The sequence below is a fragment of the Sporosarcina sp. P37 genome (genome assembly GCF_002109365.1).
Taxonomy (GTDB): domain Bacteria; phylum Bacillota; class Bacilli; order Bacillales_A; family Planococcaceae; genus Sporosarcina.
The window spans coordinates 385,030-398,433 of sequence record NZ_CP015349.1 but is presented as its reverse complement, the minus strand read 5'-3'; the positions used below and the strand labels follow the sequence as shown (position 1 = coordinate 398,433).

Below are 13,404 nucleotides of genomic sequence, written 5' to 3'. Positions count from 1 at the left end.
AGGAATTCCTTTGATTCCAAAACTTGATGAATATAAAAAACAATTTGACATAATGAGTGACAATGAGATTATACCCGGACTTGATGCGGTACGAGAGGCACTTGCGTGTGTGCTGAATCCTGAACATGACTTGCGCATCATCCACGTGGCGGGAACGAACGGCAAAGGTTCGACTATTGCGGTGATGGAGGCTGTGCTGCGGGCGCATGGATTTGAAACGGGCGTATTTTCTTCGCCCGCCATCATCGATATACACGACCAGATCCGAATTAACGGACAACCGATCACGCCGGAAGAATTGGCATATGTCTTTGAGGAAATGGACGCTGCGGGACTGAGCGGTATGCTGACAGACTTTGAATTACTGACAGTGGCGGCGTTTTTGGCATTCCGCAATGCGGCCCCTGATTATGTGCTGCTCGAAACAGGCATGGGCGGCAGATTTGACAGCACAAATGTCGTGACGCCGCTTGTTTCGGTCATTACTTCAATCGCCCTGGATCACACCAGATTTCTTGGCGGCACTTTGAGGGAAATCGCTGAACATAAAGCAGGCATCATTAAACCGTATAAACCGGTCGTCATAGGAAAATTGCCGGAAGAAGCAAAAGAAGCCGTTCTGTCTGAAGCGGCATCTGTTAAGAGCATGGTGCGGGCATATGGAGAAGATTTCGCGATGAAGTCAGACGAAATCGAAACATTCACTGGCATGTCCACATTTGAAATTCCTGCCAGAAACATGAAAGGGCCGCATCAGGCAATTAATCACGCAGTAGCACTGGAGGCATTGCTGCAGGCAGGTGTACCGCTGCAGCAGGAAAAAGTCGCTGAAGCCATCGCAAACGTCCAGCTGCCGTTCCGCTTCCAGAAAATCAATGACAATGTGTATATTGACGGCGCACATAATCCAGCTGCGGCCCGCATGTTAGTGAGTACGATAGAAGAACAGTTTCCGGGGCAGAAGGTGGACTGGTTTGTCGGGATGCTGAATACAAAAGATTACGCTGAAACACTGAAAATCTTGGCGCAGATCGCAAACAGTTTTACGTTTATCGATTTCCCGCATCCCCAGGCGGCGAAAGCGGCGGATTTACAGGCGGTTTGTCCTATGGAGGGCAGCCGTGTGATTGCATTTGACGATGAAGATGTAAAAATTTCGAAAAAAGACATAAAAGTCGTCGTCGGCTCCCTTTACTTATTGAGCAGTTTAATGAGACAATAGACTTAATAGAATGAGTTTTATAGATTGATATATTTGGGTTCGGGTATTTAGTTTCATTGGTTATAGTAGAATGTGATGATAAATGTTAACAGGGGGTGTCGTCATGAGGCGGAAAAATGAAAAAGGCTTCACATTGGTTGAGATACTTGCGGCCTTGACGATTCTAGGGACAGTGTTCATTAGCTTCATGACGATATTTCCTCAGATGACTAATATGAATGATCGAACAGAAGCGAAGCTTGAAACTATGAATATAGCGAAGTCTTTGTTAAGTGAAATAAAAGACAAAGAACTCGAAGGGAAGCTACCGAGTCGTTATATGTACGCTGGTGTATCAGGAAAAGATATCATTTTCATCGCACAAAAAGATCACTACGTAGTAGAAATGATTTGTTCGCCCCGTGATCGGAATTCTCCTATGTGCAGTAAAACGGACACTGAACGAGAAACACGGGATGCTGATCTTTATAAAATTCATATACAAGTTAAAAAGGAAAATAAATTCATAAGTGAAACATTCGGCTATGCTAAATTGAAGTAGGAGGGCTGGAATGAAGAAAAACGAACATGGAATGACCTTAGTTGAAGTCCTGGCGACACTCCTGCTTATTTCATTGGTAACCGGCATAATTTGGACGACTATCTCTGTTGCTACTCAATTTAATATTGGAGAAACCACTTCATTAAAATTACAACAAGAAGCAAACTACATAATTGCAGAACTTCAAAGAGTGCACAGAATGTGTGAAACATATAAGGTCACAATCAGTAAAGAACAAGTGTCAATAAATGATTGCGAAGCGATGAAAGGAGGGACAGGAGCTGTCGTAAATGATGAAATAATAAGCGATGGTTACCGTTATATAGCTATTATTGATAAAGAGGAGATAGTAGAAAAAGTACCAGGAAAGATGATGGAAGGAGAAGATTTCGTGGAATATATAAACTACGTAGTCAGACCCTTAAAAGAAGATCTCCGGATTACCTATTTCGCAATTATAGACTTGAAGAATGATAAGCGATACGTGAATATCCCTACTACCATTTCGCGATATAAGTTGAATTGATGAAGGAGACAAGGGAATAATGAAAAACAAAAATAGTGCAGGTTATGCTTTAATCATTGTCTTATTTGCTATTGTTTTTATCACTGTGCTCACTTCAGTTCTCATGCGTGGGTCTTTGAGTAACTTCAAACAGGATCAGCGCGTGGAGGAATCAGACTTAACCACTACCGCCGCTGAAGCCGGAGTTGATTACTATACTTGGGAGTTGGAAGATGCGTATAACAGTAATAAGCCATCTTTGATTTCCTATGCAGATGGCTTAGTAGAAAAGGGAAGAGAAGGTGGAAGAGTTCCCGACTACACCAATATACAAAAGCTTGTGGCGGAAAAATTAAAAGGAATTTTAGTTAGTAGAGCAGAAAGTTTTACTGGAAAAGAATATAGCATTAATGAATATTGGCACGAAATACAACCTGAACAATTAAAGATTGAAATTCTGGCTAGTAAGCAACCTATTTCGGTTGCTGCTACGGGTAAAGTACAAGGATATTTTGAAGGTGAATACCCTGTGATAAAGGAACTAGAGTTTGAACAACGATTTTTCATTCCGTCTTTTCAAGAAACACCGGTTAGCAACAGCATAGTCACTGGACAGGTTGTGAATGTGCCTAAATGGATTGATGCAAACAAACCTAAGACACTATGCACGAACAAATCGAAAATTGAAAGTTCCTGTTATGCTGGGCATCAAAATGATGTAACGAATGTGAATCAAATCGTTAAATCCAAAGTATATGTAGACAAACAATTTAATTCGAAAAAAGCAATGAAATTAGAAGATAATAGCGATTTGTTTGTTAAGGAAGATTTTAAGGTTGATAAGTTAGAGTTACAAAGTCAATCAAGAGTGCTTGTCGGAAAAGATCTGGATGTTCAAAGCAATGAAAAAAACGATACTTTGGAATTAGAAGATGCATCATATCTATATGTTGATCGTGATCTAAAAGTTAATGGAGGAATTAAACTTCAAAATTCGTCTATAGTATATATAGGCAGAAAGGCTCAATTGAAAGGGGATATAGAACTTGAAAATGCATCCAGTTTGTTTGTCGGTAATGTGCTGGATACTTCTGGTACTATCAACTTACAGAATAACTCCAAAATATGCGCTGCGGAGCTCAAGATAAAACATGCAAAGTTGGATTTGCAGAGTGGTGTTATTTATTACCTAAATGGTATTGATGTAGATATAAAAAAAGTCAATCCTAAAAACTTTGTAAAAGTAAATAGTATGTTCGAATTGAAGAAAAGTTGTGGTTTTGCAAGTAATCCTACCGATCCACCGTTATCTGGTAACGATACTTGGGATGATCCTGTTATTGAAAAGGTGGTCTATAAAAAGTAGTCTGATGAATAAAAAATAAAGAGGTGTCAAAATTTGAAACCAAAACTATACAAAATCAGCCTATCCCTAGGTGCCCTGCTCCTGGCCATCTCCGTAATCTTCGCCCAGCAAGCATACGCAGGTGACGGCTTTTTCTCGAATTTCAAGAAATTTGGCAAGCATACGTATGCTGGGCCGTTCGATATCTCGAAGCATAATCGCAAGGACGCAAAAGAAAAGCTTGTCGGCGATTTTGCGGGGCTCGAACAGAATCTGGATGTGCAGCTGATCGTGCAGGATCATCAAGTATCTGTGCCGTCTGAAGCGATTTCATTTGATCCTGATGCCACACTGAGCCAGTCAGAGTCTGGAAAGGACAATCCGCTCATTGCGCATGTATCAAGAGAAGCGATGCGTACGGTTATGAAGCAGAATTTTAATGCACTGTCATTTAACGAAGATGACGTCGATACAATTGCTTCTCAAATAGAAGTTCAGCTGCGGAATGGAATTATGCCGCAGCAAGTGTATATTGCGAATTTTGTTCCTGAATTGTATGAGCAGTCTGAAGTGATTGCTTCTGCTGAATATAAAGCAGACGAATTAGCAAAAGGTCTTCGTTTATTGATGAATGACTTGGATGGGCTGGAAATCCAGCCGAATTCTACGTTTTCATTCCGTGAATTTCTGGAAGGGAAAGAGTCTGCAGCCGCTGCTGATTTGGAAATGACCGTTATGGCTTCGCTGCTCTATAATGCTGCATTGCAAACGAACTGGGTCATCGATGAACGCAATGTTTCTACTGAATTACCGATAGGCGTGGCACCTGGATTTGAGGCGGCGATCAATCGGAAGCTGGATTTGGATTTTGTATTTTCCAACCCTAATCAAACAGTTTTCACTATCCGCCCAGCATGGACAGGCTCCCGGTTGAAGTTGTCCATCGAGGGACTGCCGTTCGTCCATCGTTACGATACAGTAGTGGAAAGTATAAAGAAATATGATCCGAAAACGGTGATCCGCTACAGTGCGTTCATTCCGGCGGGTGCGACAGAAGTGGTGGACAAAGGAAAGAAAGGGATGGAAGTGACGGTTAAACGAAACGTCATGCTAAACGGTTCGTTAGAAGAAGTGGAAGACGTGTCGGTAGACTTTTATGCTCCGCGCCCTATTATTGAACGGCACAGTTTGAAAAAGCCAGCTGAAACACCTGGCAGTGATCTCGACAATCATTCAAATTCCGGCAGTACGCATGGAAATTCATCAGGTAGTAATTCAAACGGAAACTCTTCCGGAACGGATAATGCTTCTGATGGATCATCAAATAATTCATCCGATAGTAATTCGGGTACTGGAAGTGATTCAGGTTCTGATGGCAGTAAAGGCCCAGGCGCATCTTCTGGAAAAGGATCTGATAATGGCGGGTCATCAAATGGGAATAGCGCCACTGGAAAAGATGATGTGAGATATGATTATGATAAAGGCGGCAACAAGATAAGGGTCGACAAGGATGGTAATCCGATTGACTGATAGAGGGGGATTCAAATGGCGACAAGCAGAAAACGTCTTGGGGATTTATTAATAGAATCCGGATTGCTGACAGATGAGCAGCTGATGGGCACTCTTAAAGAAAAGCCGAGAGATCAGCGTCTCGGTGATGCGCTATTGCAGCGCGGTTATATTACCGAGCAGCAATTGATAGAAGTATTGGAGTTCCAGCTCGGAATCCCTCACGTCAATTTATTCAGATATCCGTTTGATCCGAAACTGTTCAACGTGGTGCCAAAAGGATTGGCCAAACAAAAAATGATCGTACCGCTGAAGAAAGACGGCGATAAATTATTCGTCGCCATGGCGGACCCAATGGATTATAACACGATTGAAGATTTACGGTTGTCGACAGGGTTCCATATTGAAACAGCCATCGCATCGAAAGACGATATTATACGGACTATCACAAGATATTATGATGACGAAGTATTTGATGATTTATTGTTCGAAGAGCCTGAACCGCAAACCGAACAGCAAGACGATATAGTGGATAATGATTCACCTGTTGTGCGGCTTGTAAACCAAATTATTTCCAGCGCAGTTTCAATGAAAGCCAGTGATATTCATATTGATCCCCAAGAGCATCAGGTGGTAATCCGTTTCCGGGTGGACGGGAAATTACAAACTGAACGAGTTTTGCCGAAACATATGCAGTCCATGCTTCTTGCGCGGATAAAAATTATGGGAAATTTAAATATTACCGAATCACGTACACCCCAGGACGGCCGGATCAAAGTAATGATTGATTTCCGTCCGATTGATTTACGTTTATCCACTTTGCCGACAGTTTTCGGTGAGAAGATTGTTATGCGTATTTTGGATTTGAGCAGCTCGTTGAATGATTTGGCTAAGCTAGGTTTCGGCCCTGTTAATCTGGAGCGTTTCTTAAGAGAAATCGAAAAGCCAAATGGCATCATTCTGATCTCAGGTCCGACGGGTTCTGGTAAGTCATCGACGCTGTATGCCGCGTTGAATCGACTGAACAATGAAGAAGTGAACATTATTACGATTGAAGATCCGGTGGAGTATCAATTAGAAGGCATTAATCAAATTCAAGTAAATTCAAATGTCGGGCTGACTTTTGCGACAGGACTCCGGTCTATTTTGCGTCAGGATCCGGACGTCGTCATGGTCGGGGAAATCCGGGACAGAGAAACAGTGGAAATAGCGATTCGGGCATCATTGACAGGCCACTTAGTATTGAGCACCATCCATACGAATGATTCCGTCGCGTCGATTTCCCGGTTGCTGGATATGGGGGTGGAGCCGTTTCTTTTGACAGCTTCATTAAACGCCGTTGTGGCACAGCGATTGATTCGACGGGTGTGCCGCGACTGTGGTACGAGCCAGCCGGCAACTGAACGGGAAAAAGAGATTTTTGCGAAGCGCGGGAAGACGGTCGACAGGGTTCAACGCGGATCCGGTTGCGCCGCTTGCAATATGACGGGTTATCGCGGACGGATTGCGATTCATGAAGTATTGATTATTAACGCGGCAATGCGTGATGCAATCAACAACAATGCAGCTCCGACTGTGTTCCGCGATATTGCCGAGAAAAGCAAAACCATTTTCTTAATAGATGACGGGCTGGATAAAGTGAATCAAGGCATCACGACCACTGAAGAAGTGCTGCGGGTTGCGCTGATAGATTAGGAGTGTGTATGAAGTGACTGAAAGAATTGACCAATTATTGACCGAGGCTTTTAAAATCAAAGCATCTGACATCCACTTGACTGTTGGTGTGCCTCCGATATTTCGGGTACACGGCGACTTGAAGCGTTTTGGGGAGACGCCGTTATCAGCGGAAGATACAGAAAAAATTGCACATCTGACGATTCCTGAAAAGATGATTCCGGCATTTAAAGAAGCCGGACAAATTGACTACTCCTACGAAATTGCGGATGTTTCCCGTTTCCGTGTCAACGCATTCCAGCAGCGCGGTTCGATTTCATTGGCATTCCGGACCATTCCTACAAAGATTCCAACGATTGATGATTTGAATATGCCGGGGACGCTGAAGAATTTATCTGATACCGCACAAGGGCTGATTCTGGTGACGGGTCCCACCGGTTCAGGGAAATCGACGACTCTTGCGGCAATGATCCGTTATATGAATGAAACGATGCGGAAGCATATTATTACGCTTGAAGATCCGATTGAGTATATGCATGACCATGGTTCTTCGATTATCGATCAGCGTGAAGTCGGGTTTGACACACTGTCGTTTGCGGATGGGCTGCGTGCGGCGCTTCGTCAGGATCCTGACGTAATTCTCGTCGGAGAAATGCGGGATTTGGAGACGATTTCAACAGCGATCACCGCAGCGGAAACGGGACACCTAGTGCTTGCGACATTGCACACATGGAGTGCCGCTTCGACGATAGATAGAATTATAGACGTATTCCCGCACGGCCAGCAGTCACAGATCCGTGTCCAGCTGTCGGGAGTTTTGACAGCGGTCGTGTCTCAGCGTTTATTTAAGACAATGGATGGAACCGGACGCCGTGCGGCTACTGAAATAATGATTAATAATGCGGCAGTGTCGAATTTAATCCGTTCTGAGAAAGTGCATCAAATTCCAAACGTGATTCAGACAAGCCGTGCACAGGGAATGCACATGATGGACAATTCCGTGAAAAGTTTGATGGAACAACGGATTATTTCATATGAAGCTGCACTGCCGTTTTTGCAAGGGGATGATTAATTTTGCCGCGTTTTACTTATGAAGGACGAGATGCGAAGTCGATTCGGAAAGGGACTGTGACGGCGAATAACAAACGTGACGCCGCAATTAAACTAAAGAATCAAGGGATTCGGGTTGTCAGCATTGTGGAGCAGAAAGAAACCGTACTTACGAAGGATATTACGATTGGCAGCCCGGTTAAACGGGATCAGTTAATCATGTTCTTGCGACAATTCTCCACGTTATTGCAGGCAGGGGTGACAATCGTAGATGCAGTTCGAATTCTATCTATGCAAGTGGAACAAGCTTCGTTCAGAAAAATACTGACTTCAGTACAAGAAGATTTGCGGACAGGTACGCCGCTGTCAATGGCATTTGCAAAGCATCCAAAAGTATTTGAACCGTTAATCTTAAATATAGTAGCGGCTGGGGAAGTTTCAGGAACAGTGGACGAATCACTTGATCAGTTGGCAGAGCATTTCGAGAAGGCATATCGTACGAGGCAAAAAGTTACATCGGCTATGGCCTATCCTATCGTTGTAGGTATCATTGCAATCGGCGTTGTGATTTTTTTATTGTGGTTTGTTGTGCCAATGTTTGTTGATATGTTTGCCAGTATAGGCGGACAACTGCCTTGGCTCACGCGGGCTGTCATGGCTGCGAGTGATTGGGTAAGTAATTATTGGTACTTGCTGATTCTCGTTGTTTCTGCAATCATAGTCAGCTTCTTGATGACTCGGAGTAATCCAAAAGGCAAGTATATGATTGATACGATTTTACTTAGGCTGCCGATTTTCGGCGGCATTGTGCAAAAGTCCTCACTGGCTATGATGACACGTACATTGAGTTCTATGTTTTCGAGTTCCGTACCGATTTTACAGGCTCTTTCCATGACTGAACGGGTTATAGATAATTCAGTAATATCTAAAGTAATCGGCGAGTCCCGTGATTCGATGGAACGGGGCGGATCGTTAACAGAACCGATGTTGAATCATTGGGCATTCCCGCCTTTAATACCACATATGATTGCGATTGGAGAAGAAACTGGCTCATTAGACTCTATGTTATCAAAAGTCGCTGATTTCTATGAAAAGGAAGTAGAAGCAGCAACAGATCGTTTAAAGGCTTTAATAGAGCCGTTAATGATAGTTTTCCTGGCAGCAATAGTCGGGACTATAGTTTTGGCGATTATGATGCCGATGTTCAGCATGTTTGAACAGATAGATAGTTTGTAACAGAATTAACATTTCTTCTTGCGAAATTCAATTAAATTCAATTAAACTAGTGTTATTTTCCTAATGAACCTGTTATACTATATTCATAGAGTAAGAAAAAACGAGGAGGAAATTACATGAAAAATTTTCTACAAAAGAAGTTAAATGACAAGGGATTAACACTTGTCGAATTACTGGCAGTTATCGTTATTTTGGGTATTATTGCTGCGATCGCGGTACCGGCTATTGGGAATATTATTGCGAACTCTAAGGTAAATGCTTTGAAGGCTGATGGACAGAATGTATTGTCTGCTGCACAGATGTACTTCACTGAAAAAGGTGGAGCGTCAGTAACACAGAAAGATCTAATTGACAATGGTTTCCTTGAAGATGCTGGTGGCTTTGCAGCTACAGGCGCAACCGCTGCAACAGTTACGAAAGTTGATGGAGGAAATACAATCACAGGAAAAGCGGTTACTAAAGGTGTGAGTGTATCATTTGGAGGCGCAACCTCGAAAGATATCACAGAAGCTGACGTTAAAGCTACTACCGGCAAGGTAATAGTTACCCGATAACTTTATACACTGAAATATGGACATAGGAATTTCTAATATAAAGACTCTGCAGAGACTACCTCTACAGAGTCTCTTTTTTAATAGTAAAATTCAATCTTTATTTTTCTTTAATATTACTATTGTAATATCAAAATAGTGTTCTTTCAAAATGATTTTATTTAGTGATAGGAGAATGAAGCCGGTTTAATTTCTAGCAATCATAATGATGCTCAGAATTACCGTAGCCATTAAGGTACCTTACGTCCCTATAAGTACTAGAAATTTTCGTATCAAAAAATTTTCATTTTACGTTCTTAATCAATGCCCTTCGTAAAAAATGATAAAAATTGCTGTAAAATAACTATAAAAAATAGTAGCGGTTAGTTTAAAGGATGAAACGTAATCATGCGTTGACTTGCCATGGACTTCAATGAGTTGATATCGTTAAGAATATCATCTTATGGTTCCTCTACCAATCTTCCCTTCTACTACTACATTTGCTATACTAACCATAACCAATAAGCAAGAAAAACATCACTACCATCCTTGCTTTTGCTTGTCCGGAAGGAGTTCGCTGTATGTCGATTTTTGATAAGTTAAAAACCCTGCTGCCTAAAATCTCTATGCCTTTCGTACCCGCATCATTATTCAGCCGAAAGAAGCGCACGCATTCTTTGACGCTGGATGATGATGCGGTCCGTTATGTGCGCATTAAGTCCCGTGATCCGCTTGTTCTGGAAACAGCGAAAGAGTTGTTGCTTCCGCCTTTTATTATCTCAGAAGGACGGATTGCGGAAGAGGATGCATTGAAGGAACTGCTGAACGAAGCAGTGAAGGATTGGGGATTGGCTAAGCGTGACGTGGCGTTCCTTGCGCCCGATACATATGTCATCATCCGCCGGGTTGCGTATCCTGAAACGGTGGAGGATGAAGAACTGAAAGGTCATTTTTTCATAGAGATTGGTTCGACGATTTATTTGCCGTTTGATGATCCGGTGTTTGATGTAGTGCCGTATACTGCGAATCAGGCAGAAAATGAAGCGATTTTGATTGCTTCCAAAGAGAGTATTATGCAGACCTACGAAGAAGTGCTGGAGTCAGTGAAGCTGGTGCCCGTTGTTGCAGATATTGCACCGCTGTCATTGTATCGTCTGGCGCATCACCAGCATGCGTTTGAAGGGACGGAACATATTCTTCTTGCCGATTTGCGCGGCCGCAGTTTGACGGTGTCTATTTTTAATAGCCATTATCCATTATTTATTCGCTCGATGGAACTGGAAGTGCCGCTCAGTATGACGACGGGCGAGGAGCTTAAGCAGCAAATTGAGCCGAATACCATTGTGATGGAGCTTGAGAAACTGGCGAATTTCTATCGGTTTAATCTGGCGGAGAATGATTCTGCTATTACGCATTTGTTGTGGAACGGTACATACTCCCGGCAGGACGAGCTGCTGCAGATGGTGAGGGAGCGTTTGGCGATTGAAGCATTTCCGTTAGTGAAACAGCCGATCTCCTGTGTGGACGGGACTGCGATTTCTGCGGATTTTCACCGGGTCATCGGTCTCGCGCTGAAGGAAGAGGTGTAATACGCGTATGTTAGTGGATATAAACCTGCTTCCTGAGAAAATTCGGGAACGCACCGTTTTTCTTTGGATTGCTGTCGCTCTTCTGTTGCTGGCGATCATCAGCTGGGCACTGTTATATTGGATGGCAAAAAGTTATGACGACGAAGCGGCAACTTTGCAGCAATCTTCTTTTGAAGTGCAGAAGCAGCAAGAACATATTACTTCGCAGCTGCGCTTGTCTGCTTTCGGTCAGGAAAAAGAACAGCTTTCAGCGACGGTAGATTTTTTAAAAGGACATCAATATAAAACACATCCTCTTATAGAAGATTTAGTAACCGCATTGCCTGACAGAGGATTCTTCCAGGAGCTGACTTTTACAGCGCCGAATGAAATGACGCTGAAAGTGCAGTTTGATGACCTGATGGAGCCGGCGCTTTATTTAACGCGGGTGAAGGCTTCCCCTTTAGTAATTGATGCGACATTTGAAGGAATTGAAACGGAAAAGCTGGAAGTTGAAGAACGGGAAAATGTACTGCCAAGATACTTCGCTGTGTATTTCATTCAATTTAAAGATGATCGTGCGCTGTCGGGTTCCGACGCGACGGTGGATCCGAACGCGATTGATGAGCCGCAGGAGCAGCCTGCCGCGGACGAGCCCCGGCCTTCCGCAGATGTGAATACGGAAGGGGGTGGCGCGAATGAGTAAGTATTTGACGAAGCGCCAGATGGAAATTGGTTTGGTCGTGCTGGCTTCTATTTTCCTTGCAGCGATCGTGTTTTATACAGTGACTGCTGTCTATTTGCCGGCGAAAGAAAGCCGTGACCGGGCTACGGCTCAGTTGGCGTCTGACCGGGAAATTTTGTATTCACTGCAAAAGCAACTGGCCAATAAAGATCCGAATGAAACAACGACATCCGCACCGCTTCAAAAGGTCGTGCCGGTCATCCCGCTTGAAGACGCGCTGCTGATCCGTTTGGAAAAAGCAGAAGTGAAGTCGAACAGCCGCATAGAGGACATTAAATTTTCCAAAGAGCCGTTTACTGCGGAGTTATTGCCTGAAACGGTGCAGAATCTTGAAACCGTCTTGATGGAAGTAACGTTGGCTGCGGACACGTACCGGCAAGTCGAAACGTTCATCTATGAGATTGAAGAGATGATCCGGATTATGAATGTCGAGACGATTCAATTTGAAGCCACGGCAGAGAAAACGGAAGAGGAATCCGATGTTGGCGAGATGCGCGTTGTCATTTCATTCAACGCGTACTACCGTCCGGATCTGGTCAATTTGCAGGATGAGGCGCCGAAAGTGGATGCGCCGCCGCCCGCTTCCAAATATGATCCGACAACTATCAATAAAATGACAGGCACAGAGAAAGCGGAGTAAGGAGGCAATTCATGGAATGGGTTATCAGTATATTTTTCTTCCTTTACGGCATCACGTTCGGTTCATTCTTTAATGTGGTCGGCCTGCGGGTCCCATTGAAGGAATCGATTGTGTCGCCTCCTTCCCGCTGTACAACGTGTGACCGCAATCTGTCGGCGGCGGACCTCGTGCCGGTGTTCTCCTATGTATTTCTGCGCGGAAAGTGCCGCGGCTGTCAGGAGAAAATCAGCGCGCTTTATCCGGTAATGGAGCTGATTACGGGAGTGCTGTTCGTCTGTGCGTACTTGTATTTCGGTTTCCAGTGGGAATTGGCCGTTGCGCTGCTGTTTATTTCGATGCTCGTTATTTTGACGGTGTCTGATTTGAAATATATGCTGATTCCGAACAAGATCCTGCTGCCGTTTGGCGTGGCGATTTTCATGTTGCGTTTCATCAGTCCGCTGACACCTTGGTGGGACAGCCTGCTCGGTGCGGCAGTCGGCTTTGGGGTGTTATTCCTCATTGCGGTCGTGTCGAACGGCGGTATGGGGGGCGGCGATATTAAGCTGTTTTTCGTACTGGGTCTAGTGCTTGGGACGATGCAGACGCTGGTGACGCTGTTCCTCGCTTCGCTGATCGGTGCAATTGTGGGAATTATTTTCTTGAAACGGACGAAACAGGGACGTAAGACACCGGTGCCGTTTGGGCCGTCAATTGCCGCAGCGGCGCTCATTGCGTATTTCTTCGGTGCGCAGCTTGTCACTTGGTATACAGGCTTGTTGAACTGAATCAGTAAATGTTTATGGACGAGACGACAACAGTCTCGTCTTTTTTTGCGTTCATTTTGGTAGAGTGAAAGA

At 43.9% G+C, this 13,404-nt stretch carries 13 protein-coding genes; all 13 read left to right on the top strand.

Going from position 1 to position 13,404, the window contains the following annotated elements:
* The first annotated feature begins 10 nt into the window (after positions 1–10).
* The 13 genes from SporoP37_RS02210 to SporoP37_RS02150 all read left to right on the top strand — a co-directional run bounded on the left by SporoP37_RS02210 (position 11) and on the right by SporoP37_RS02150 (position 13,332).
* A complete protein-coding gene (locus SporoP37_RS02210; protein ID WP_085430135.1) occupies positions 11–1,222 on the top strand; it encodes a bifunctional folylpolyglutamate synthase/dihydrofolate synthase in 1,212 nt (403 codons plus the stop codon).
* A 103-nt stretch (positions 1,223–1,325) separates the two neighbouring features.
* Complete coding sequence (locus tag SporoP37_RS02205) at positions 1,326–1,763, top strand: PulJ/GspJ family protein (protein WP_158233603.1); 438 nt, start codon at positions 1,326–1,328, stop codon at positions 1,761–1,763.
* Between the two features lie 10 nt (positions 1,764–1,773).
* Positions 1,774–2,289 carry a type II secretion system protein gene (locus SporoP37_RS02200; RefSeq protein WP_085430133.1) on the top strand — a complete coding sequence of 172 codons (516 nt, stop codon included), beginning with the start codon at positions 1,774–1,776 and terminating at the stop codon, positions 2,287–2,289.
* Positions 2,290–2,308: 19 nt separating this feature from the next.
* Positions 2,309–3,634 carry a hypothetical protein gene (locus tag SporoP37_RS02195; protein WP_085430132.1) on the top strand — a complete coding sequence of 442 codons (1,326 nt, stop codon included), beginning with the start codon at positions 2,309–2,311 and terminating at the stop codon, positions 3,632–3,634.
* Positions 3,635–3,667: 33 nt separating this feature from the next.
* The gene (locus SporoP37_RS02190) at positions 3,668–5,143 is read left to right on the top strand and encodes a VanW family protein (RefSeq protein WP_085430131.1); all 1,476 of its coding nucleotides are present in this window, start codon (positions 3,668–3,670) and stop codon (positions 5,141–5,143) included.
* 15 nt (positions 5,144–5,158) lie between these two features.
* Positions 5,159–6,817 (top strand): GspE/PulE family protein, encoded by a 1,659-nt coding sequence (locus SporoP37_RS02185; protein WP_085430130.1) that lies wholly within the window; start codon positions 5,159–5,161, stop codon positions 6,815–6,817.
* A gap of 13 nt (positions 6,818–6,830) precedes the next feature.
* Positions 6,831–7,868 carry a type IV pilus twitching motility protein PilT gene (locus tag SporoP37_RS02180; protein WP_085430129.1) on the top strand — a complete coding sequence of 346 codons (1,038 nt, stop codon included), beginning with the start codon at positions 6,831–6,833 and terminating at the stop codon, positions 7,866–7,868.
* A 2-nt stretch (positions 7,869–7,870) separates the two neighbouring features.
* Positions 7,871–9,082, top strand: a complete 1,212-nt coding sequence (locus SporoP37_RS02175; RefSeq protein ID WP_085430128.1) for a type II secretion system F family protein — start codon at positions 7,871–7,873, stop codon at positions 9,080–9,082.
* Between the two features lie 116 nt (positions 9,083–9,198).
* The gene (locus SporoP37_RS02170; protein ID WP_085430127.1) at positions 9,199–9,636 is read left to right on the top strand and encodes a prepilin-type N-terminal cleavage/methylation domain-containing protein; all 438 of its coding nucleotides are present in this window, start codon (positions 9,199–9,201) and stop codon (positions 9,634–9,636) included.
* A 557-nt stretch (positions 9,637–10,193) separates the two neighbouring features.
* The gene (gene pilM / locus SporoP37_RS02165) at positions 10,194–11,201 is read left to right on the top strand and encodes a type IV pilus biogenesis protein PilM (RefSeq protein ID WP_085430126.1); all 1,008 of its coding nucleotides are present in this window, start codon (positions 10,194–10,196) and stop codon (positions 11,199–11,201) included.
* Positions 11,202–11,208: 7 nt separating this feature from the next.
* Positions 11,209–11,886, top strand: coding sequence for a hypothetical protein (locus SporoP37_RS02160; RefSeq protein WP_085430125.1), 678 nt, complete (start codon positions 11,209–11,211; stop codon positions 11,884–11,886).
* The gene (locus SporoP37_RS02155; protein ID WP_085430124.1) at positions 11,879–12,565 is read left to right on the top strand and encodes a hypothetical protein; all 687 of its coding nucleotides are present in this window, start codon (positions 11,879–11,881) and stop codon (positions 12,563–12,565) included. The genes SporoP37_RS02160 and SporoP37_RS02155 overlap by 8 nt, the downstream gene beginning before the upstream one ends.
* An 11-nt stretch (positions 12,566–12,576) precedes the next feature.
* A complete protein-coding gene (locus tag SporoP37_RS02150; RefSeq protein WP_081242097.1) occupies positions 12,577–13,332 on the top strand; it encodes a prepilin peptidase in 756 nt (251 codons plus the stop codon).
* The last annotated feature ends 72 nt before the right edge of the window (positions 13,333–13,404 follow it).

Coding starts and splice junctions, on each gene's coding strand:
- SporoP37_RS02205 (WP_158233603.1), top strand. CDS start 1,326: ATGAGGCGGAAAAATGAAAAAGGCTTCACATTGGTTGAGATACTTGCG.
- SporoP37_RS02155 (WP_085430124.1), top strand. CDS start 11,879: ATGAGTAAGTATTTGACGAAGCGCCAGATGGAAATTGGTTTGGTCGTG.
- SporoP37_RS02195 (WP_085430132.1), top strand. CDS start 2,309: ATGAAAAACAAAAATAGTGCAGGTTATGCTTTAATCATTGTCTTATTT.
- SporoP37_RS02200 (WP_085430133.1), top strand. CDS start 1,774: ATGAAGAAAAACGAACATGGAATGACCTTAGTTGAAGTCCTGGCGACA.
- pilM (WP_085430126.1), top strand. CDS start 10,194: ATGTCGATTTTTGATAAGTTAAAAACCCTGCTGCCTAAAATCTCTATG.
- SporoP37_RS02170 (WP_085430127.1), top strand. CDS start 9,199: ATGAAAAATTTTCTACAAAAGAAGTTAAATGACAAGGGATTAACACTT.
- SporoP37_RS02185 (WP_085430130.1), top strand. CDS start 5,159: ATGGCGACAAGCAGAAAACGTCTTGGGGATTTATTAATAGAATCCGGA.
- SporoP37_RS02150 (WP_081242097.1), top strand. CDS start 12,577: ATGGAATGGGTTATCAGTATATTTTTCTTCCTTTACGGCATCACGTTC.
- SporoP37_RS02160 (WP_085430125.1), top strand. CDS start 11,209: ATGTTAGTGGATATAAACCTGCTTCCTGAGAAAATTCGGGAACGCACC.